We start from the raw sequence: 21,119 nt of genomic DNA, 5'->3' as shown, positions 1-21,119 counted from the left end.
GTAGTTATTCAGATCTTTGCGATCCATTTACCACTCTCGGATAGAGCGTGGCTAAATCAGGCTTGTTTGTGCCTATGACCAGCAAGCGGATATGGATTGCTGGTCTAGATCTGACTCAGTCGTTCTAAGTAGGGTGCTAAAAATGTCACGGGATGCGCTGATCATTGGCATTAATACTTATCAACATTTGCCCAGTCTAGGGGCTCCGGCTAAGGATGCTGAATCCGTGGCCCGCTGCCTCGAAAGCTTTGGAGAATGCCGGGTAATGCGGATGCCAGAGGCCATTCGGAATCAAAAGCCGACCGTAAGCCAGCAGGCGGTTGTGACCACCAAAATGCTGGAGGAAGGGCTGATTCGCCTATTTAAACCAGCCGGGAAAAATATCCCCCAGACTGCTATTTTTTACTATTCTGGTCACGGGCTACAGCGCAATGCGGGGATTCAAGAAGGGTATTTGGCCACCAGCGACGCAAACCCCGCCCTAGGTCACTATGGGCTGTCGCTCTACTGGCTGCGGCGACTTCTGCAAGAAAGCCCCGTGCGGCAGCGGGTGGTCATCCTCGACTGCTGCAATAGCGGCGAATTGTTGAATGTACTGGAAGCGGATCCGGGGGCTAAGGCGGGTACGGATCGCCTCTTCATGGCCGCTTCACGGGAGTACGAGGAAGCCTATGAAGCCCTGGAAGGTAACCACAGTGTTTTTACGCAGGCTCTCCTGTCTGGGCTGAACCCCTACAAAGTGAAGGGCGGTATCGTTAATGGCCACTCCCTCACCGACAGCGTTAACCGTCAGTTGAAGGGAGAACTTCAACAGCCCCTCTTTGAAAGCTCTGGGGGCGAGATTGTGCTCACCCGCCTGTCCGGTACCACTCCGGCGGTGCAAACCTCCAAGGCCACCACCCTAGATCGCCTCAAGCATTTGAGCTATGGCTTTTGCCCGTTTCAGGGGCAGGCTCCCTTTGATGTGACCCACGCCAACCTTTTCTTTGGCCGAGAAGAGGTGACGGCAACCCTGCTGGATCAGGTGATCCGAAAGCGCTTCTGTGCCCTGGTCGGGGCTTCGGGGTGTGGTAAAACCTCGATTTTGCGGGCCGGACTGATCCCCCTTCTGCAACGACAGCCCCAGACGGAACAGGATCCCCAGTGGGATGTGCGCTACCTCACCCCCGGCCATAGCCCCCTCAAGGCCCTTGCCGAAGCCTTTGTGGATCCAGACGTAAAGGGTATTCAGCGGGCGGAGCAAATTCGCCAAGCGGAGTCCTTTTTGCGGACTGGGGGGGAGGGCATGGCCCAACTGGTGCAGGCCATCACCCAACCCGACGAGGCCAAGGGCGGGCGTTCTCGGCATCTGGTGCTGATCCTTGACCAGTTTGAGGACATGCTGCGGTCGTCCATCTACCCTGGGCTGGAGCTGGAGCAGCAGAGCGTGATGGACTGTCTGCTGGCGGTGATTCAGCAGCCACACCTGCCCATTCATGTGGTGATTGGGCTACGAGCCCACTACCTACAGGATCTCCAGCGCTTTCCCGTTTTCTATGATCTGGTGGCCCAGCATGGTCTTACGGTGCCCGCCATGACCTACGACCAGGTGAAGTCCACTATCGTTGGCCCCCTCGAAAAGGTGGGTTTGCGCTATGACGCCAACCTGATCTATACCCTGTTGTTGGATGTGGTGGGGGCGTCGGGGGATTTGGCCCTCCTACAAACGGCCCTCAAGGCGGTCTGGCAGCACCGTGAGGTGGATATCAAGGGCCAGGAGTCGCCCCGGCTTACCCTGGAAGCCTATGCCGAAATGGGCGGGATTCGTCACCTGTTGAGTCAGCGGGCCACCCAGTTCTACGATCAACTGTCTCGCACAGAGCAGCCCATTGCCGAACGCATTTTTCTGGGCCTGTGTGAGCCCGGAGAGGGGGCAACGTTAACCCGCCGCCAGGTGCAGTTGTCGGAACTGATCACGGAGGCGATGGATGAGGGGCAAGTCTTGGCGGTACTGGATCAAATGATGGCGGCGGGGCTGGTGGTCGCCCAAGCCAACCTAAGCCGCCTTGAGGTCGCTGGGGGATCTTCCGTAGCGGCCTTGGTGCCCGCATGGCCGACGGGATCCCGATCAACCGGAGACGGAGACAGCCACGATATCTCTACCGCCATGGCCCCGCGTTCCCTAACGAAACTGATGGCCCGCCACACGACCGAACGGTTCTGCTACTGTCCCGATCTCACGCCCCACTTTGACATTGCCCACGAATCCCTGATTCGCACCTGGCTTCCGATGCAGGCCTGGTTCCAAAGCAACCAGCCTTGGCTGAAGGCCCAGCGTTCCATCGAGGTGGCCGCCCAGGAATGGTATCGCCAGCAATGCCCCCATCATCCCGAATACTTTTTAACCAAAACCCGTTTACAGGAGGCCAAGACCCTGCAAACGGAGTATCCGGGCTGTCTCTCAACCCAGGCCATGGGCTATCTCCAGGCTTGTCAAAGCTATGCCCGTCGTTGCACCCAAAAGCGCTACCTGATGAAACTACTGATTCCCATCAGCATGGGGACAGGGATGCTGGCCGCCTATGGTCACAATGTAATCATCAGCCCCACCCCCGCCTGGAAAAGCCAGTCTCCCACCTTGCCCACCGTGGTCACAGGCCCGGTCTTTCGCTCGGTGGAGGCCAGCCCCGATGCTGATGACCCTAGCGAATTCCTGACCGGGCAAAGCCCGTCCCCCCAGGTGGGGATGGTGCGCACCATCCTGACGGCCCCTCTCCTAGGGCGGTGGGCCGAGTCTCTCCCCAGGGCCACGCCCCAGCGCTTTATGGCTCTGCCCCCCAGCCTACCGAAATCAATCCAGCGGGCCGCCCAACGCACCACCTCCTGGGAGGCCAAGATCAAAGTATGGTTGCCTCCAGCCCCAACCCTATCCGCCCCCATCGCGCCTGCTGCCTTGCCCATGACCACCGATACCCCTCAGAAAGTGGCCGAATGGGCCTCCCCCGCTACCCCCGGTGTCACCATCCAGCTTTGGTGTCTCCAGGCCAATCCAGACCCCGTTTGCTTTACGCTGCAAAATTCCCAAGGTTAATCGGTTTATTACACACATCGTTACATCTAAGATTGTCTGACCATTGAGATGTGCCAAGATCAGACAGTCCGGGCATACTATAAGGAATTCTTCGGCCTTAAGCTAAATTCGCTGAATTCTAAAGACCACCATGTCTACTACGCCCCCTCAAGTTCTGCAACTGGCAAGGCAAGGTCAACCTGAAGCCATCGCCGCTCTCATCAACCAACACCTAGAGAGCAAGGGCATCACGGCCCATGTGGCTCAGCAGGGGAACCTGTTGCAGGTGGTGCTAGAATCGGCAAACATTCCAGCCCAAACCGAACTGGTGAACTATGTCAGAACTGGCATCACTGGGCTGGCCCTGGCAACCGTTGATCACCTCAGTGTGAGCGGTAAACAACATGGCTCTGAAGCCAATGCCTGGACAGAAACCCTTCAAATACGGGAAGGGTCACCCCCCCCGCCCGCTGCCAGCCTAGCCGAAGAACTAGAAGCACTAGACCTAGATGCACCCGTCACAGATGATCTGGATCTAGATCTAGATCTCGCCCTAGATATGGGCGATGAGGCCACCGATGCAGCAGATATTTCGGCGGACATCAACTTTGAGGACGCCTTTGAATCCGTTGTCTTTGAACCTAGCGATACCGACGCAGATCTCGACTTTGATGCGGCTATCCTCGGTGAATCTACCACCGACCTCGATTTTGGAGATGCCGAAAACCTAAACGCCACCGACGGGTTCGACTTCGATTTAGGTTCTACTACCGACGATAACTTTGATCTAGGGCTGGGCGAAGAAGCTACGAATAGCAGTGAATTTGATCTGGATTTAGGCTCAACATCCACCGATGATGACGGTGGTTTTGACTTAGATCTTAGTGCAGCCGCAACCGATGATGTTGGTTTTGACTTGGACTTAGGTGAAGAATCCGCTGCCGATGGAAGTGGGTTTGATTTAGACCTTGGTGTAGAAGCAACCGACGACGCTGGTTTTGACTTGGACTTAGGTGAAGAACCTGCTGCCGATGATGGCGGTGATTTTGATTTGGACCTTGGTGCAGCCGCAACCGACGATGTTGGTTTTGACTTGGACTTGGGTGAAGAATCCGCTGCCGATGATGGCGGTGATTTTGATTTAGACCTTGGTGTAGCCGCAACCGACGACGCTGGTTTTGATTTGGACTTAGGCGAAGAACCTGCTGCCGATGATGACGCTGGTTTTGATTTGGACTTGGGTGAAGAATCCGCTGCCGATGATGGCGGTGCTTTTGATTTAGACCTTGGTGTAGCCGCAACCGACGACGTTGGTTTTGATTTGGACTTAGGTGAAGAACCTGCTGCCGATGATGGTGGTTTTGATTTAGACCTCGGTGTAGCCGAAACTGATGACGCTGGTTTTGACTTGGACTTAGGTGAAGAATCCGCTGCCGATGATGGTGGTTTTGATTTAGACCTTGGTGTAGAAGCAACTGATGACGTTGGTTTTGACTTGGACTTAGGTGAAGAATCCACTGCCGATGATGGCGGTGATTTTGATTTAGACCTCGGTGTAGCCGCAACTGATGACGCTGGTTTTGATTTGGACTTAGGTGAAGAACCTGCTGCCGATGATGGTGGCTTTGATTTAGACCTCGGTGTAGCCGCAACTGATGACGCTGGTTTTGATTTGGACTTAGGTGAAGAACCTGCTGCCGATGATGACGTTGGTTTTGATTTGGACTTAGGTGAAGAATCCGCTGCCGATGATGGCGGTGATTTTGGTTTAGACCTTGGTGTAGCCGCAACCGACGACGTTGGTTTTGATTTGGACTTAGGTGAAGAACCTGCTGCCGATGATGGCGGTGATTTTGATTTAGACCTTGGTGCCGAAGCAACTGATGACGCTGGTTTTGACTTGGACTTAGGTGAAGAACCTGCTGCCGATGATGGCGGTGCTTTTGATTTAGACCTCGGTGCAGAAGTAACCGACGAAAGCGGCTTTGATTTGGACTTAGGTGAAGAACCTGCTGCCGATGATGGTGGTTTTGATTTAGACCTCGGTGCAGAAGTAACCGACGAAAGCGGCTTTGATTTGGACTTAGGTGAAGAACCTGCTGCCGATGATGGTGGTTTTGATTTAGACCTTGGTGCAGAAGTAACCGACGAAAGCAGTTTTGATCTGGGATTAGGTGAAGAGTCCGTTGCTGATGACGGTGGCCTTGACCCAGATTTAGGTGAAGAGTCCACTGCCGATGTTGGTAGCGTTGACATGGATTTAAGTCCTGACTTAGCAACGACAGCACCAGTTATCTTTGAACTCGATGATGATCCGTGGGGCGATTCGACAGAGAATAACGCTAGCGAGTTTGAGGCAGATGGACTTGATAATTTGGACCCGGTCTTAGGTGTTGACGCTGACTTGAACCTAGAAACGCCCTTAGAAGCTGAGGACTTTGACAATGAATCGGGCTTCTTAGCAAGTGATGATAATGCCTTTGCCATGCCTGCTATTGAGGAAGATCTCTTAGGAGAAGAATCTTCCTTTAATCTGTCTGACTTCGAGGGCGAGGTCTTAGTCGAAGAATCTATTCTTGAGGAGACTGGATTTGAGGAAGCATCCCTAGGCGAGGAAGCTGATTTTGAGATTTCTGGCTTTGAAGAGTCTCTTAGTGAGGCATCGGCCTTAGAGATTCCTGATTTTGGCGAGGAAGCTTTAGGTGAAGAATTAGCCTTTGATGCAACGGGTTTTGAAGAAGAACCCCTTGGCGAAGAATCGGCGTTTGAAGTTCCTGATTTTGGCGAAGAATCCTTAGCCGAAGAGTCGGCCTTTGATGCGGCGGATTTTGAAGAAGATCCTCTTGGTGAGGAATCAGCTTTCGAGGTACCTGATTTCGGTGAGGAATCCTTAGGTGAGGAATCGGCGTTTGACGCGACGGGTTTTGAAGAAGATCCTCTTGGTGAGGAATCAGCTTTCGAGGTACCTGATTTCGGTGAGGAATCCTTAGGTGAGGAATCGGCGTTTGACGCGACGGGTTTTGAAGAAGATCCTCTTGGTGAAGAATTGGCGTTTGAGATGCCTGATTTTGGCGAGGAATCCTTAGATGAGGAATTGGCGTTTGATGGGGTTGGCTTTGAAGACAATCTATTAGATGAGTCGGTCGCTGAAACGCCTTTTGCCACCTCCAGTGAAGATTCAGAGACCTTGGGTGGTGACGATTTTGGCTTTAACCCTAGCCTGGTGATGGAACCTGACTCGGCTGAGGAGGGGACGGGTGCAGACTTTGGTTTAGCAGCAGAGGCCGACTTTGGCTTTGATCCTGACTTGGTGCTTGAGCCAGAAACCACTACAGATAGCCCCTTTGTGGTCGAAGATGATGTCTCCGCCGCCCCTGGGAGTGGCGAAGCGTTAATCGATATGGCCTACCCAGAGGCTACCGTAGATGCTGGTTGGGGGGAGGAGTTGGGCGATACCGCCGAATTTGCCGATATGGACAACTGGGCCGAACTGCCCGATGAAACTCCATCAGAGGATGACGAGTCCCCCAATTTTGGGGTGATGGCCGCTGGAGGGCTAGCGGCGGCGGGGCTAGCCGCTGCGGGGATGACCGCTATGGCCGGAGATGACGTGGAAGAACCTGAACCCCTAGCCGTTGACACCGACGTTGAGGCCGATGAGCTTCTAGACGCTGGGGAAATGCCAGAGGTTGGGGACGGTGAACCCTTTGGAACTGAGGCGGATCTGGGGTTCGATGAGCCCTCGGAAACGGATGATCCGGCCAGTACGGAACCCGCCGCCCTTGATGACACTTGGGCAGAGGAGGTTATCTCGGAAAACCTAGAGCCGATGGAGGAGGAATTTGCCCCCATCGACTGGAGTGAGGAAAATTTAGATGCCTTCGATAATGAGGATGGGGCCGGGGTCTTTGCGGATAACGCCACCAATGGCTTCCACCAAGGGGATGAAACACCCATCGAGACAGGATCCTTCGAGGAGCCCGCTACTGAGGAAATCGATGCCACCGACGACTTTATCCACAAGTTTGCCCCGGTATCGCCGGAGGAGGTGGATCAGCGCACCCCCGGCAAGGCCAAGTCTTCTGGCTTGGGTCTGAAAATTATCCTGGGGATTGGAGCGGGAGCCCTGGCGCTGTTGCTGGCGGTGTTTGGCATTACCACGCTGCTGGGGCGGATGCGACAGCCCGAAGCTCCGGTACCGGAACCCCCAACGGAAATTCCGGCTCCCCCCGATGGTGGAACGGTTCCTCCCACAGAGCCGCCGACGGAGCCACCCACCGAACCCACCACCCCTCCCACGGAACCCCCGGTGACACCACCCGTATCGGCCAATCCCTTCCGGGATGCGGTGAATGCGGCCACCCAAGCCTCTCAGTTGGCCCAAACTGCCACCACGAAAGAAGACTGGCAGGCCGTAGCCGCTGCATGGGAAACTGCCATCACTCTAATGCAGCAGGTGCCAGAGTCTGACCCCAACTACGCTACGGCGCAGGATCGGGCGGCGGCCTACCAGCCCAATTTGACCTACGCCCAGCAAAATGTGCAGCGGTTCCCATAGGGCGAGTAAAAGGCTAGTAAAATAAGACGGTTGTATTCAGCCCAAAGCCTTGATTGAACGCTATACCCTGCCCGAAATGGGCGACCTCTGGACGGATGACTATAAATTTAAGACCTGGTTGCGGGTAGAAATCGCCGTGTGCGAGGCCCAGGCAGAACTAGGCTACATTCCGAAGGAGGCGGTGGAGGAAATCAAGGCCAAGGCAAAGTTCGACCCCAAGCGCATCCTGGAAATTGAGGCCGAGGTGCGCCATGATGTGATCGCCTTTTTGACCAACGTCAACGAGTACGTGGGGGATGTGGGTCGCTATATCCACCTGGGCATGACCAGTTCCGATATGCTCGACACGGCTCTGTCCCTGCAAATGGTGGATAGCCTCCAGGTGATTATGATCCACGTGGAAAACCTGATCCAGGCCATCCGCTACAAGGCCCAAGAGCACCGCGACACCGTGATGATTGGCCGCTCCCACGGCATCCACGCCGAACCGATTACCTTTGGCTTTAAGCTGGCGGGTTGGCTGGCGGAAATGCTGCGCCACCGGGAACGCCTTGTGCACCTGCAAGACACTATCGCCGTGGGCAAAATTTCAGGGGCGGTGGGCACCTACGCCAACATCGATCCCCAAATCGAAGCTCTGGCCTGCCAAAACCTCGGTCTGCGGCCCGATACCGCTTCAACGCAGGTAATCTCCCGCGATATCCATGCCGACTTTATGAACGCCCTGGCCCTGCTGGGGGCCTCCATTGAGCGGTTTGCCGTGGAAATTCGCAATCTTCAGCGCACGGATGTCTTGGAAGTGGAGGAATTTTTCTCCAAAAAGCAGAAGGGGTCTTCAGCCATGCCCCACAAGCGCAACCCGATTCGGTCGGAACGGCTGACTGGGATGGCCCGCATCCTGCGCGGCAACGCCATGGCGGCTGTGGAAAACGTGGCCCTCTGGCACGAGCGCGACATTTCCCACAGTTCCGTGGAGCGGGTGGCCCTGCCCGATAGCTGCATCCTCACCCACTTCATGCTGGTGGAAACCACCAACCTCATTAAGAATCTGCTGGTCTATCCTGAGAATATGGCCCGCAACATGAACGTCTACGGTGGCGTGGTGTTCAGCCAGCGGGTGATGCTCTCCCTGGTGGAAAAGGGGCTGGCCCGTGAGGACGCCTATGCCATTGTGCAATCCTGCGCCCACACCGCCTGGAACACCGACGATGGCAACTTTCGCCACCTGATTAGCCAGGATGAACGGGTGACCGCCCAACTCTCCGCCGCCGAAATCGATGATTGCTTCGACCCCGATCACCACCTGCGCAACCTCGATCAGGTCTATCAGCGGCTCGGCATCTAGGTTTAGGCCCAACATCCCCCGAAGTCCAGGCCCACCCATGGCCACCCGTCCACCCGTAGGGGCGCGGTCTCCTCGCCCTCTCGCCGGACGCAACCGGGGTAATCTATCCAGATTGCCCATGGTTCGGTTCCCTGGGTTCCATCCTCTGTTGCCTCCGTCACCCTGTCAGCCTTGGCGGATGGGGTGCTTTTTCCCCGTTGGTCAATTCCCGTTCCCTTAGGTCTGTGTGTCGTTATGAAAACCGTAATTCCCGTTCCCCTGCCTGATTTGCCCTACGACATTGTGGTGGCCCATCAAGGGCTGGCCCAAGTTGGGATCTGGTTGGCCAATCCCGACAAGCCCCTAATCAAGCCCGGTCAGCGGCTGCTGCTGGTGTCAAATCCAGCCATTTTTCGCCACTATGGCCAAACGGTGACGGAATCCCTCACCCAGGCGGGCTATGCCGTGCAGTACCATCTGCTGCCCGCCGGAGAGCGCTACAAAACCCTGAAATCCATCCAAGCCCTCTACGATGCGGCGTTGGAATTTCGCCTAGAGCGACAGTCGGCTATGGTCGCCCTAGGGGGCGGCGTCATCGGCGATATGACGGGCTTTGCGGCGGCTACCTGGCTGCGGGGGATTCGATTTGTGCAAATTCCCACCTCTCTGCTGGCCATGGTGGATGCTTCCATTGGCGGCAAAACCGGGGTCAACCATCCCCACGGCAAAAACCTGATTGGCGCGTTCCATCAGCCCCGATTGGTGGTCATTGACCCCATGGTGCTAAAAACCCTGCCGCCGAGGGAATTTCGAGCCGGGATGGCCGAGGTGATTAAATACGGTGTGATTTGGGATGCTGAATTGTTCGCCGCCCTGGAATCCGCCGAACGCCTCGATCAGTTCCGCTACCTGGGCAACGATCTGCTCCACCAAATCCTCACCCGATCCTGCCAAGCCAAGGCCGACGTGGTCTCCCAGGACGAAAAAGAGGCCGGACTGCGGGCCATCCTCAACTACGGCCACACCATCGGCCATGCGGTGGAAAGCCTCACCCACTACCGGGGCGTCAACCACGGGGAGGCCGTAGCCATTGGCATGGTGGCCGCCGGACACATCGCCACCCTACTGGGCTACTGGAGCAAAGAGGACGCCGCCCGCCAGCTCCGGCTGATCGAAAAAACGGGGCTACCCACCACCATCCCCGCCAACCTCCAGGAGGACGACATTCTGCGCCTACTCCAGGGCGACAAAAAGGTGGAAGACGGCCAGGTGCGATTTGTCCTGCCCCAGGGCATCGGCTCCGCCATCGTCACCGGAGATGTCACCCCAGCGGTGATCCGATCCGCCATCGCCGCCAGCCGAGGCTAGGGCTGCTATCCTCAAAACAAGGGATCTCAAATCCGCATGAGATCACCCCACGTCCCAACCCACCAGACCGTAGGGGCGAGGTCGCCTCGCCCTTTCCACAGCGGGTTTTATCCTGAACCCATCCCGCCTGTTAATGGTGTCTTTGCTCGGTGTCGTTCGTTCAGAGGGTCTTCCACCATGCCCCAACCTCCCCAGACCTATTCCCTAAACCCAGACCTCATTCCAGATATTGAGAATTTGGTGATTGAGGATGACGGCCCCCTAGCGCCCGCCGACCCAGAAACGTGGCCGAATATTGACGACCTGGTGATTGAGGACGATACCCCCGTGGATAATTTTCTGTCGGCCAAGCTGCAACGGCTGCTGGTGGAGATTCTCTACAGTTCTTGGGCCAGTTTGGGCATGGATCGGCCCTTCATCGCTGACGCCGACATTGGCATTTTTGCCCAGGTGGGCCAGCCGCCCATTGTGCCCGATGTGTTCGTGAGCCTGGATGTGGAAACCCCCCAGGACTTTCGCCAAAAGCGCAACCGCACCTACTTTGTCTGGGAGTTTGGTAAAGCGCCGGACGTGGTGATTGAAATTGTCTCCAACCGGGAGGGTAACGAACTGGGCCGCAAACTGCGCGACTATGCCCGACTGGGGGTGCCCTACTACGCCGTGTTTGACCCCTTGCAGCAGTTGGGAAATGACCTCCTGTGGGTGTTTGGCCTTCACGAAGGGCAATATGTTCCTCTAGGAGAACCCTGGCTCGACCAGGTGGGCCTGGGTCTCACCCTGTGGGAAGGCACCTTTGAGGGACTGACCACCACTTGGCTGCGCTGGTGCGACCGGGCCGGGAACCTCCTACCCACCGGATCAGAGCGGGCGGAGCAGGCGCAATCACGGGCGGAGCAGGAACAATTACGGGCGGAGCAGGCCGAGGCCAGGGCGGCTCAACTGGCGGCCAAACTACGGGAGTTGGGCATTGACCCCTAGATAGAGCCCATCACTCATCATGGCCCCCCTGAGAACGCTGGCCTAGATTAACGTCCGCCGGATTGCGTTAGGGATGGGAGCGAATGGTGATATCTGGCCCAATCAGGTCGGAGAGTTTTTCCACATCGTAGAGCAGCATGGCGATGCGTTCTAGGCCCAGCCCCCAGGCCACGGTGGATTTGTGGCCACAGCCCAGGGGTTCTAGCATTTCCTGGCGAAACAGGCCGGAATTGCCCACTTCGATGTAGCCGCCGCTGGGGGCATGGTAGGCCAACACCTCTAGGGAGGGTTCGGTGTAGGGGTTGTAGGTGGGTTTGAACTTGAGGTCTGTGAAGCCTAGGCGCTCATAAAAGTAGGTGAGATAGCCCATTAGGGTACGTACACTCAGCAATTCGCCAATCACCACCCCTTCAATCTGGTGAAATTCCGCCAGGTGGGTACGGTCTACGGTTTCGTTGCGGAACACCCGCTCAATGGAAAAATACTTGCCGTCTTGCCCCTGAAGTTGGTACAGCCGCTGGGCGGTGGAGGTGGTGGTGTGGGCTCGCAACAGGGCGCGGCTGGCTTCGGCCTCCGTCCATTGGCCACCGTAGTAAGTTTCGTGAACCTGGCGTACCCGCCGCACCAGGTCGTCATCCGTGGGCAAAGCGACGGTTTGAGGATTGGCCAGATAGAAGGTGTCCTGCACCTCACGGGCCGGGTGATCCTGGGGGGTGAATAGGGCGTCGAAGTTCCAAAAGGCCGACTCCACAATGGAACCCGACATTTCATCGAAGCCCATATTCAGAAAAATATCCCGAATCCGCTGGATGCACTGGGTCAAAATGGCGGGCCGACCATAGGCGACATCGGACACTTCGGTATGGATGTCGTAGGGTTTGAGGGTGACCTGCTGCCACTGCCCCGACAGGATGAGATCGCTGGTCAGGGCCGTCACCACGTCGCTGAGGATGAGGGATTTCAGGGTAGGCAACACCGTCAGGCTATGGTCAATCTCGCGGCGGCGGGCCACATAGCCCTGCTGAGTCAGCCAGTCTAGGGAGGCCGAACTGGGCGGCACATCCTCCGTCCCCTGGGCAATTTGAGTTAGGAGGGTCTGGCGCTGCTGGTAGGCCGCTAGCACCGCCGACTTCAAAATCACCACTTGGCCCTCACCGTCGCCATCGGCCAAATCCACCGCTTGCTCACGGCGCAGAGCTCCATAGTGAAGGCTAAAGGTCGCCCCTAACTCCCGCTGGAGGGCGGCTCGGTCGGTGATGCCCTGGAGGAGTCGTTCGGCTAGGGCCATGCCGGGAAGTTGACCATCCAGATCGATGCCCTTGAGGGTGAGTGCCCAGGTTTGGTTGCCATGCTCCTGCCAGAGGACGTAGCCATCCAGGGCACCGCTGCGCACAAAGCCGTTGATAAAGTTGACATCAAAGCCATGCTGGGCGCAGAACTGGTTTAGGCTGGCCACCTGGGATTGCGGTTGCAGCAGGGCCACCAACTGCCGCTGTTTGCCAGTGAGCTGGAGCACATCGATCATGGCGCGACCAAAGGACTATCCCCCTAGCCTACCAGGGGAGCCCCTCTGATACCACAGGGGAATCGATCAGCGCGAGCTACACCGGAGCCGCCACCGCCGCATCGAACCGGAAGCCCGCCTTGCGGATGCGATCCATGGCTTCCCCAAGGCGGTCGCAGTCGGCAATCAGGCTGACCCGCACGTAGCCTTCGCCGCCGGGGCCAAAGGCGTTGCCAGGGGTGACGACCACTCCCGTTTCTTGCAGCACCGCCAGGGCAAAATCCGTAGAGGTGCTATCCAGGGGGCAGGGCACCCAAAGATACATGGTGGCCTGGGGTCGATCCACCGTCCAGCCCAGGGAGGCGAATTCCTTGATCAAAAAGTCGCGGCGGGTGGAGTAGCGCTCTTGGACTTCGTGGAGGTAGTGGTCGGGCAGGGAGAGGGCAGTTTCGGCGGCGCGTTGTAGGGCGGAGAAGATGCCGTAGTCCAGGTTGGTTTTCAGGGTGCGTAGCCCTTGGATCACCTGGGAGTTGCCCACTACAAAGCCAACCCGCCATCCGGCCATGTTGTAGGTTTTGGAGAGGGTGTGAAACTCAACGCCGACCTCTTTGCCGCCGGGAATTTCGAGCAGGCTGGTGGGTTGGTAGCCGTCGAAGGCCAGTTCGGCGTAGCAAAGGTCGTGAACCAGAAGCACCTGGTAGCGGTGGGCAAACTCCACAGCGGCCTCGAAGAACTCGCGGGGGGCGGTGGCGGCAGTGGGGTTGCTGGGATAGTTGAAAAACAGCGCCTTGGCCCGCTTGGCGACTTCGGGGGGGATGGCGTCAAAGTCGATCAGCCACTGGTTTTCGGCGGTCAGGTGCAGGTGGTAGATGTCGCCCCCGGCAATGACGGGGCCGCGAAAGTGGGCCGGGTAGGCCGGGGTGGGCACCAGCACCAAATCACCCGGATTGATGAAGGCCATGGCCAGGTGGGTGATGCCTTCCTTGGAACCCAGCAGGGGCAACGCCTCGGCAGAAGGATCCAACTGAACCCCGTAGCGGCGGGCGTACCAGTCGGTGATGGCGGTACGGAAACTGGCGGTGCCCTCGAAGGGGGGGTAGCCGTGGGTGGCGGTGTCGGCAATGGCACGCTGGGCTGCTTCCACCACAGGGGCGGGGGTGGGGCCATCGGGGTTGCCCATGCCCAGGTCGATCAAATCGAGGCCCTGTTCGCGGGCGCGGGCTTTGAGTTCGTCCAAACGAGCAAAGACGTAGGGGGGTAGGGAATTGATGCGCTGGGCGGGCTGGAGCCAACTAAGGGTCATGGCTGTACCTCCGAGGGAGCCGTAGATGGAGACGAGGATGGGCGGGGGCGTTCCCGCAGTTCGGGGCAGAGGGGCGACACCATCGCCGCTAGCAGGACATCGGGAGATACCGTGAAGGGCAGGTGGTGGATGTCGGATCCTTCTCGGCAGGCAAACTCCGCCGCCCGCTGAAGATCGGCCAGGGTGGCATTGCCGAGGCCCAGATCCGCCAGGGTTTGGGGCAGGCCCGTGGCCCGATAGAACTGAATCAACTGTTGCCGCGCCGAGGTGGCCAGGGAGGACTTGCCGCCCATTTCCTCCAGCCGGAGCTGTACCAGGATGCCGTAGGCCACCTTTTCGCCGTGGAGGGCATCGTGGCAGGCAGGCAGTTGGGTGAGGCCGTTGTGCACCGCATGGGCGGCCACGGTACGGCACTGGGCACCGCCCACGCCGCCAATCACTCCAGCCAAGAGCACCGTGGCATCCACCACTTCGCGCCATTCCGGGCCACCCCACTGGCGCAGCGCCGCCGGAGTTTTTTGGAACAAAATATCCCGCAGCACCCGCCCCTGCTGTACTGCCGAAATAATCAGGGTTTGGTCGGACGATCCGCTACTCACCGAGGCTTCGTACCACTTGGCTAACCCGTCGCCGATGCCCGCAATTAGGGTGCGCGGCGGCGAGGTGCGAATCAGGTCATAGTCCAAAATCAGCCGATCCGGGCAGCGATCTAGGGCCACATCGTAGCGGAAGGCTCCGGCTTCGGAATACACGTTAGAAAGGGCTGTCCAGGCCGCACAGGTGGCCCCAGAGGTGGGAATCGTCACCACTGGGCAACGAATCTGATGAGCCAAGAGCTTGGCGGTATCCAACGCCTTGCCGCCGCCCACCCCAATCACCACATCGGCCTGGTGCTTTTGGGCAATGCCAAGCAACCGTTCCAGGCTGGCTTCGCTACAGTCGCGGCCATAGTCGGCGGTTTGGCTGGCCAGTCCGGCCTGGTGGTGGGCATCCAGCAACGGCTGCACCCGTGGCAAGCTATGCTGTCCACCCACCACCAGGGGACGCTGGCCCAGGGTCGCAATCGCCTCACCCTGGTTTGACAAAATGCCCTCACCCCGCACCACCTGGGCCGGAGCAATGGCAAGGGTTGAAATCGCGGAAAGGCTAGTCGTCATTAAAAATACCCAGAACGCAAGGGCGTGAAGCAGGCCGGGGCTAGGCCAGGAGGTCGCGGTTGATCTGCACCTGATAATCGAGGTCGGAATCCTTGGGGGCGGGCTGCACTTGACCCAGATACACCAGCCGAGACACGCCGTTGTCTTCATGCACAATGGTGCGGGCGCGAACGGTGGCGGTTTGGCCGGGAATGCCGAGACGGTAGGGCTTGAACAGGTTACTCGCCGCCTGACGCAGGGTGGCATCCAGTTCGTCTTCGGTAATGGCGTTGGGCACGGCAATCACAATCTGGCTAGAGCCGGAATCGTACACCGTGGTGTAGGGCAACGCGCCTTCGATCACCGTGCGGCTGAAGGGCTGAAAGCTGAGGCCCAGCAGCCCCACCGTCAGCACCGCCGCAAACCCCGCAGCGCCCACCAGGCGAAACCGAATCCCCCATTTAAAGGCAAACCCTAGTCCAGCGATGACGGCAAGGGCGACGGTGCCAAGGGCGGCCCACTGGGTAGCAATGAGGAATTCGGCGGGTGTCGTCATAGGTCTATAGTGCAGATAGATTAACAAACATATCGCAGATAACGGGCCTTAGACTAGGGGCATCCTGCCTGTGCAGCCGAGATCCTTACTATCCTTAAACCCTGCGCTATCCTGATCCTACCCTGTCCCTGTTATCTGGTTGGGGCCAGGAGCACTTCGGTCGCCTCGGTCGCCTTCGGACAGGGGGAATTTAAAGGATATGAATCTTGTAAAGCCGTCCAAGACGCGGTAAAACTTGAAGCCGTACTGAACGGATCACAGGATGGCGGTAGCTATGGTGACAGCAGCAAAAGGGTCAATCCAGTGGGGTGCGCGTCACCGGGGCGTGGTACTGGGGGCGTTAGCGGCTTTGGTGCTAACGGGATGTGGGTCATCGAAGGTGTCCCAATGTAACGATTTGGCGGCGGTGGTCAACCAAACCCAAACCTTCATGCCGGAGTTTGAGACCGATATTCAAGCCTTTAGCGAAAGTGCGGCCCAGGTCAAAAATCTCGATGATATTAAAGCCGCCGCTAGCCAATACACCGCCGCCGTGGATAAGGTGGTCACCAATCTCAATACCCTGGTTAGCGATCTAGAGGCCGTTTCCCTCCAAGATGAAACCCTCGCGGCCTTCCGAGATGAATACATTGGTGTGGTGCAAGGGTTTAGCACCGCCCTAGAGGAGGCCAGTCAGGCCATGGATATGGTGGTGACGGTGGCCTCGGAGGATGACCTGCCCGCTACCATCGAAGCCTCCCAAACGCAGACGGTGGAAGCGGTTTCCGCCATTGAAACCCTGTCTCAACAGGAGGCCCAGCTGATCAGCGATGTCAATACCTACTGTGGAGCGACCCAGTCGCCCGCTGCCGAACCCTCTGATCCGCCCGCTGCTGATCCCACTGAAGCGCCTACAACGCCCTAGGCCAGAAGAGATGGGGCGGGCAAGTTAGGATAAAGTTGCCGCACGATCTTGGGTGCAAGGCATCCACTTTTTGTGGTTCACGGTATATTGGTAGCCCTAAGGGCCGCACAAAGCGCGACAACAATAGGGTGACGGCATTCGATGCGACGTCCTGTGAGGTCTAGGCCAGGGTGGGTTTCTGGTGTCTCTAGCGGGTGTAGCGTCTTGCTTTGTCTAGACTGTGGAACGTGCTTTGCCCTTGCGCTTCAATAGGCCAGTGTGCCCACCCCTAAGCAAGATGGTAGTGACAGCATTGTGAGTCAGCAGTCTGAAATCTCCCCAGAACAGATTCGGCAAATGCTATCGCAGGTGGTAGACAAAAGCCCTGCCGACTGGATTTTGCTGCATCTCGCCATTGGCACCATGAAAATGGGGGGACACCGCTACGGTGCATTTTTAGACGCGGCGACCACGGCGGCTAAGCTAGCCATCTACTCCAGTTTTTTGGAGCACGGCGAAAACATCCGCAAAACGGGTTTTTTGTATCACGTAGAACCCAAACGAGTGAAGGCCATTGTCCAGGAGATTCAGGCGGCAATCGCCGATGGCCAAAGTCTGAAGGTGCTGAACTCCAAGGAGCCCTATTATTTAATTGCCCTCCCGTTTCTGTGGCAGGAGCGGTTTCCCTGCGGGCCGCAGGAGTCGCGGGTGCGGCAACCTGGGCTCACTCCGGGCGAGCGCAAATCCATTGAAGAAAGCCTGCCCCCCGGTTCCCCCAAGGCCCGCATCCTCGACCAGGTGGAGTTTAACGAGTTAATCGAAATGCTCCATGAGTTGTCCCAGAAGGAGTTCCCCGAAGTCCAACGGATGCCCTTCAGCGATGCCCTGATGCTGCACATTAAGTTTCGGCTGCTGCATTCCGGCACCGTCATCCAAATCGACTCGCCCCTGGTGGATATTCCCCTGTTTGCCCTGGCCAGCGAATCCTACGCGCCCAAGGATGAGCGGGAACGCGCCTTTGCTATGATCGACGACGTGGCCCGCTACTTCAGCATTTTGCAGTCTTGGGTGCGCGATGAGGAGGGCGTGCTGCGGGGGGTGGAAGTGTTTGATATTGACCTAGATCGCCGCCAGGAGGCCCTTCAGGAACTGGATGTGCTGCTGCGCACCTGGGCCGACAAGTATCACCAGGACGGCGGTTATCCCATGGTGCTTCAGTTTGCGGCGGGTACCCGCGAGTATGACTAGCCCAGCCCACAAGAACCGCTTTCGGCAGTTGCAACGGCAGTTGTCCCAGCGCTGGTGTTCCGCCGATACCTTCGACACCGAGGAACGGCAGATTGTGGTGGTGCCCTCCCTCAGCCTCAACCAGGAGGAACTTCAAAAGGTTGAAGGGGTGAACTACTACGAAGAACGGCTGCTGTTTTCCCTCATTCGCCTGCGCAACCCCAACACCCGGATTATCTACCTCACCTCCCAGCCCCTCCACCCCAGCATTGTGGACTACTACCTGGAGCTATTGCCGGGAATTCCCAGCTCCCATGCACGGGAACGCCTCACCCTGTTAGCCACCTACGACAGTTCTCAAAAGCCCCTCACCCAAAAGGTGCTGGAGCGTCCCCGACTGCTGGAACGCCTTCGACGCATTCTCGATCCCCAGCGGGCCTACATCACCTGCTATAACTCGACGAATTTAGAGCGGCAGTTGTCCCTCGCCTTAGACATTCCCCTGCTAGCTCTAGATCCTGATCTGCTGAAGTGGGGTACCAAAAGCGGCAGTCGGGAGATTTTTAAGCGCTGCCAGATTCCCCATCCCGCCGGGAGCGACCTGGTGTTTTCCGAAGCTGACCTTGCCGCCGCCATCGCCGATGTGTGGGAACGGGTGCCCGACCTGCAACGCATGGTGATTAAGCTAGACGAGGGCTTCTCCGGCGAAGGTAACGCCATTTTGGATCTGCGCCCTCTAGCCACCATTGCCCCCGGCACCGTGGGTACCGCCGCCCGCTCCCAGGCCCTTCAGGATGCCCTCGAAACCCTCAGCTTTCAGTGCCCAACGGAAACTTGGCCCCACTTTGCCGCGAAAATTCACCAACTGGGGGCCATCGCCGAAGCCTTCATTGAGGGCGACTACAAGCAATCCCCCAGCGTCCAGGGCCGCATCACCCCTCTGGGCACCGTGGAAATTCTTTCTACCCACGATCAAGAACTGGGTGGCCCCGATGGCCAAATTTTTCTGGGGTGTTCCTTCCCGGCTCGGTCAGACTATCGGCTGGAAATCCAGGCCATGGGGCAGCGCATTGGCGAAGAACTGGCGGCCCAGGGTGCCCTAGAGCGCTACGGGGTGGACTTCATCGCCGTGCAACGGGGCGATCCAGCGGCCCCCACCTGGGATCTCCAGGCCATTGAAATTAACCTCCGCAAGGGCGGCACCACCCATCCCCTGATGGCCATGAAAATGCTGACCGAGGGACGCTTTAACCCAAGGGACGGCCTGTTCTACACCAAACAGGAACAGGTGCGCTACTACCGGGCTTCGGATAATCTACAAAAAGCCCAATACCGGGGTCTGCTGCCCAGCGACCTGATGGATATCATCGTCAGCAACCGCCTCCACTTCAACTCCATCCTGGGGGTAGGAGCCGCCTTTCACCTGATGGGCTGTCTCTCGGAATACGGCAAACTGGGCCTCACCTGCATTGGTACCAGTCCCGCCCACGCCAACGAGCTCTACGACCAAGTGGTCGCCGCCCTGGATGCCGCTACAGAGGGCCAAGACGAGGGGGCCTAACGCTGGCTTACCTAGGTTCAGTAGATCGCAAAGCCCCCGCAGCCCTCACCCTAAATCCCTCTCCCCAAGGGAGAGGGACTTTGAAGACCGTTTCCGGCTCCCCTCTCCTCGTGGGAGAGGGGTTGGGGGTGAGGGCTAGATCGTGGCAAAAGAGCACGTTTGTGATCTACTGAGGTTTATGAATCGGTTGGCTGGGATGAACTGAGGCTGGACAACCCTCTTAACCGAGGCGATAGCCGAAGCCGCGCACGGTTTTGATGTAGACCGGGTGGCTGGGGTCGGCCTCTAGCTTTTCGCGAATCCAGCGGATATGGACATCCACGGTTTTGTTGTCGCCCATGAAGTCGTAGCCCCACACTTGGTCAATAATTTGGTCGCGGGACCACACCCGTCGGGGCTGGCCCATAAATAGTTCCAGAATTCGGAACTCCTTGGGGGATAGGCTCACCTCTTCGCCCCGCAGGAAAACGCGACATTCCTGGGGATGGAGGGCAATGTCCTCAAAGGTCAGCACGTTGTCTGGGGTAGCCTGGAGATTACTTTGTCGCCGCCGTAGCAGGGCTCGACAGCGGGCCACCAGTTCGCGCATCCCGAAGGGTTTGGTCAAGTAGTCATCGGCCCCAATTTCTAGGCCCACCACCCGGTCGGTTTCGGTGCCCTTGGCGCTGAGAATAAGAATGGGCACGTCAATACCCTGGTGCCGCAACAACCGACAGAGATCCAGGCCGTTCATCCCCGGCAGCATCAAATCTAGCACCACCAAGTTGATCTCTGGGCGGTTTACCCGGCTGGCATGGGCGGTGCCCCCCAGTAGGTCGAGGGCGGTCAGTCCATCCTCGGCAATCACAATTTCAAAGCCCTCCTCCGCTAGTCCCAGCGCCAGGGTTTCCCGAATCAGGTCTTCGTCTTCAACGATGAGCACCCGCCCTAACCCAACGCGCAGGTTAGACTGGACTGGCGACACAAGCTCTGCGGAATTCATAAAAAGGCGTAAAGTAGCTTCGTCCCGATCATATCAGGTTGGTTTCACCCGCCAGATAGAGAAAATTGGAAGATTGTGATCACAGCTTTCCCATGGCCATTCTGGCCCCGTGCCGCGATCTACTCCGACACCTCAAGGGTGATGGTGGCCGCAATGGGTTGGCCGTTGTGGGTGAGGGCTTCATGGCCGTTGGCATTGAGGCTAACGGTGATTTCGTTTTGCCCTGGGGGGAGGTGGGCCAAGTGCAGCCAAGGGCCATAAATTCGCCCCTGTTTTTCGCCATTGATATAAAGATGTCCGTGGCCCATGTTGGGCTGGTTGGCTTGGTTAACCTGCTCTGGGGTAAAGCGAAAGTGGGTAAGCTGATATGCATTTAAATTGCATTGATTGTGTTTCCTTTGTTTTTGATCTTGCGATCCCATTTGATGACAAGCTGCCCTTCGTTCAACAGGTTATGAACAAGCGCTTCTAGATCCTCAATCGACTCAAATAGACGATTGGCAATGAATTCCTTTGCAGAGTGCCAAACTAACTCGATTAAATTATAGTCCGGACTGTAGGGTGGCAGAAATTCTAAAACAATGTTGGGCATCTCCTTCGCTATCTTCTCTAGAATCTCTGCCTTTTTATGAATACTTGCATTGTCTAAAATGATAAGAATCTTAGGGCCATCCTGCTCAAAGTCTTCAA

Annotated in this window: 15 protein-coding genes; 8 read left to right on the top strand and 7 right to left on the bottom strand. The window is 57.6% G+C overall.

Annotation, left to right across the window (positions count from 1 at the left end; genetic code table 11):
* The first annotated feature begins 142 nt into the window (after nt 1–142).
* The 5 genes from H6G62_RS18830 to H6G62_RS18810 all read left to right on the top strand — a co-directional run bounded on the left by H6G62_RS18830 (nt 143) and on the right by H6G62_RS18810 (nt 11,277).
* Complete coding sequence (locus H6G62_RS18830; protein ID WP_190497966.1) at nt 143–3,070, top strand: caspase family protein; 2,928 nt, start codon at nt 143–145, stop codon at nt 3,068–3,070.
* 130 nt (nt 3,071–3,200) lie between these two features.
* Nucleotides 3,201–7,607 (top strand): hypothetical protein, encoded by a 4,407-nt coding sequence (locus H6G62_RS18825; RefSeq protein ID WP_190497965.1) that lies wholly within the window; start codon nt 3,201–3,203, stop codon nt 7,605–7,607.
* Nucleotides 7,608–7,656: 49 nt separating this feature from the next.
* Nucleotides 7,657–8,952: an adenylosuccinate lyase gene (gene purB, locus H6G62_RS18820; protein WP_190497963.1), complete on the top strand. Its 1,296-nt coding sequence runs from the start codon at nt 7,657–7,659 to the stop codon at nt 8,950–8,952.
* A 234-nt stretch (nt 8,953–9,186) separates the two neighbouring features.
* Nucleotides 9,187–10,299, top strand: coding sequence for a 3-dehydroquinate synthase (gene aroB, locus H6G62_RS18815; RefSeq protein WP_190497961.1), 1,113 nt, complete (start codon nt 9,187–9,189; stop codon nt 10,297–10,299).
* A 177-nt stretch (nt 10,300–10,476) separates the two neighbouring features.
* Nucleotides 10,477–11,277: a Uma2 family endonuclease gene (locus tag H6G62_RS18810; RefSeq protein ID WP_190497959.1), complete on the top strand. Its 801-nt coding sequence runs from the start codon at nt 10,477–10,479 to the stop codon at nt 11,275–11,277.
* 67 nt (nt 11,278–11,344) lie between these two features.
* On the opposite strand, the gene H6G62_RS18805 is transcribed toward H6G62_RS18810, so the two are convergent.
* The 4 genes from H6G62_RS18805 to H6G62_RS18790 form a co-directional block, all read right to left on the bottom strand.
* A complete protein-coding gene (locus H6G62_RS18805; protein ID WP_190497957.1) occupies nt 11,345–12,802 on the bottom strand; it encodes a phenylalanine--tRNA ligase subunit alpha in 1,458 nt (485 codons plus the stop codon).
* A gap of 76 nt (nt 12,803–12,878) precedes the next feature.
* Complete coding sequence (locus H6G62_RS18800) at nt 12,879–14,084, bottom strand: aspartate aminotransferase (protein ID WP_190497955.1); 1,206 nt, start codon at nt 14,082–14,084, stop codon at nt 12,879–12,881.
* The gene (locus H6G62_RS18795; protein WP_190497953.1) at nt 14,081–15,241 is read right to left on the bottom strand and encodes an iron-containing alcohol dehydrogenase family protein; all 1,161 of its coding nucleotides are present in this window, start codon (nt 15,239–15,241) and stop codon (nt 14,081–14,083) included. The genes H6G62_RS18800 and H6G62_RS18795 overlap by 4 nt, the downstream gene beginning before the upstream one ends.
* 40 nt (nt 15,242–15,281) lie before the next feature.
* On the bottom strand, nt 15,282–15,776 hold the full coding sequence (locus H6G62_RS18790) for a Ycf51 family protein (RefSeq protein WP_190497951.1): 495 nt from the start codon (nt 15,774–15,776) through the stop codon (nt 15,282–15,284).
* 274 nt (nt 15,777–16,050) lie between these two features.
* On the opposite strand from H6G62_RS18790, the gene H6G62_RS18785 reads away from it, so the two are divergent.
* From H6G62_RS18785 to H6G62_RS18775, 3 genes are all read left to right on the top strand, one after another.
* On the top strand, nt 16,051–16,680 hold the full coding sequence (locus H6G62_RS18785; RefSeq protein ID WP_199325110.1) for a hypothetical protein: 630 nt from the start codon (nt 16,051–16,053) through the stop codon (nt 16,678–16,680).
* Nucleotides 16,681–16,974: 294 nt separating this feature from the next.
* A complete protein-coding gene (hetR, locus tag H6G62_RS18780) occupies nt 16,975–17,907 on the top strand; it encodes a heterocyst differentiation control protein (RefSeq protein ID WP_347239384.1) in 933 nt (310 codons plus the stop codon).
* Nucleotides 17,900–19,447 (top strand): carboxylate-amine ligase, encoded by a 1,548-nt coding sequence (locus H6G62_RS18775; protein WP_190497950.1) that lies wholly within the window; start codon nt 17,900–17,902, stop codon nt 19,445–19,447. The genes hetR and H6G62_RS18775 overlap by 8 nt, the downstream gene beginning before the upstream one ends.
* 220 nt (nt 19,448–19,667) lie before the next feature.
* Here H6G62_RS18775 and H6G62_RS18770 read toward each other — a convergent pair whose 3' ends face one another.
* From H6G62_RS18770 to H6G62_RS18760, 3 genes are all read right to left on the bottom strand, one after another.
* The gene (locus tag H6G62_RS18770; protein ID WP_190497948.1) at nt 19,668–20,429 is read right to left on the bottom strand and encodes a response regulator transcription factor; all 762 of its coding nucleotides are present in this window, start codon (nt 20,427–20,429) and stop codon (nt 19,668–19,670) included.
* 119 nt (nt 20,430–20,548) lie between these two features.
* Nucleotides 20,549–20,737, bottom strand: coding sequence for a hypothetical protein (locus H6G62_RS18765; protein WP_190497946.1), 189 nt, complete (start codon nt 20,735–20,737; stop codon nt 20,549–20,551).
* A 65-nt stretch (nt 20,738–20,802) separates the two neighbouring features.
* The coding region (locus H6G62_RS18760; protein WP_190492062.1) for a transposase at nt 20,803–21,119 on the bottom strand (317 nt) is incomplete at its 5' end.

The organism is Phormidium sp. FACHB-1136, assembly GCF_014697375.1.
GTDB lineage: Bacteria > Cyanobacteriota > Cyanobacteriia > Phormidesmidales > Phormidesmidaceae > Nodosilinea.
Note: the sequence above shows the minus strand (reverse complement) of the source record. Positions and strands in the feature narration are given on the sequence as shown.

Coding starts and splice junctions, on each gene's coding strand:
- H6G62_RS18825 (WP_190497965.1), top strand. CDS start 3,201: ATGTCTACTACGCCCCCTCAAGTTCTGCAACTGGCAAGGCAAGGTCAA.
- H6G62_RS18795 (WP_190497953.1), bottom strand. CDS start 15,241: ATGACGACTAGCCTTTCCGCGATTTCAACCCTTGCCATTGCTCCGGCC.
- aroB (WP_190497961.1), top strand. CDS start 9,187: ATGAAAACCGTAATTCCCGTTCCCCTGCCTGATTTGCCCTACGACATT.
- H6G62_RS18790 (WP_190497951.1), bottom strand. CDS start 15,776: ATGACGACACCCGCCGAATTCCTCATTGCTACCCAGTGGGCCGCCCTT.
- H6G62_RS18810 (WP_190497959.1), top strand. CDS start 10,477: ATGCCCCAACCTCCCCAGACCTATTCCCTAAACCCAGACCTCATTCCA.
- H6G62_RS18805 (WP_190497957.1), bottom strand. CDS start 12,802: ATGATCGATGTGCTCCAGCTCACTGGCAAACAGCGGCAGTTGGTGGCC.
- H6G62_RS18770 (WP_190497948.1), bottom strand. CDS start 20,429: ATGAATTCCGCAGAGCTTGTGTCGCCAGTCCAGTCTAACCTGCGCGTT.
- H6G62_RS18785 (WP_199325110.1), top strand. CDS start 16,051: ATGGTGACAGCAGCAAAAGGGTCAATCCAGTGGGGTGCGCGTCACCGG.
- H6G62_RS18830 (WP_190497966.1), top strand. CDS start 143: ATGTCACGGGATGCGCTGATCATTGGCATTAATACTTATCAACATTTG.
- H6G62_RS18775 (WP_190497950.1), top strand. CDS start 17,900: ATGACTAGCCCAGCCCACAAGAACCGCTTTCGGCAGTTGCAACGGCAG.
- H6G62_RS18765 (WP_190497946.1), bottom strand. CDS start 20,737: ATGGGCCACGGACATCTTTATATCAATGGCGAAAAACAGGGGCGAATT.
- H6G62_RS18800 (WP_190497955.1), bottom strand. CDS start 14,084: ATGACCCTTAGTTGGCTCCAGCCCGCCCAGCGCATCAATTCCCTACCC.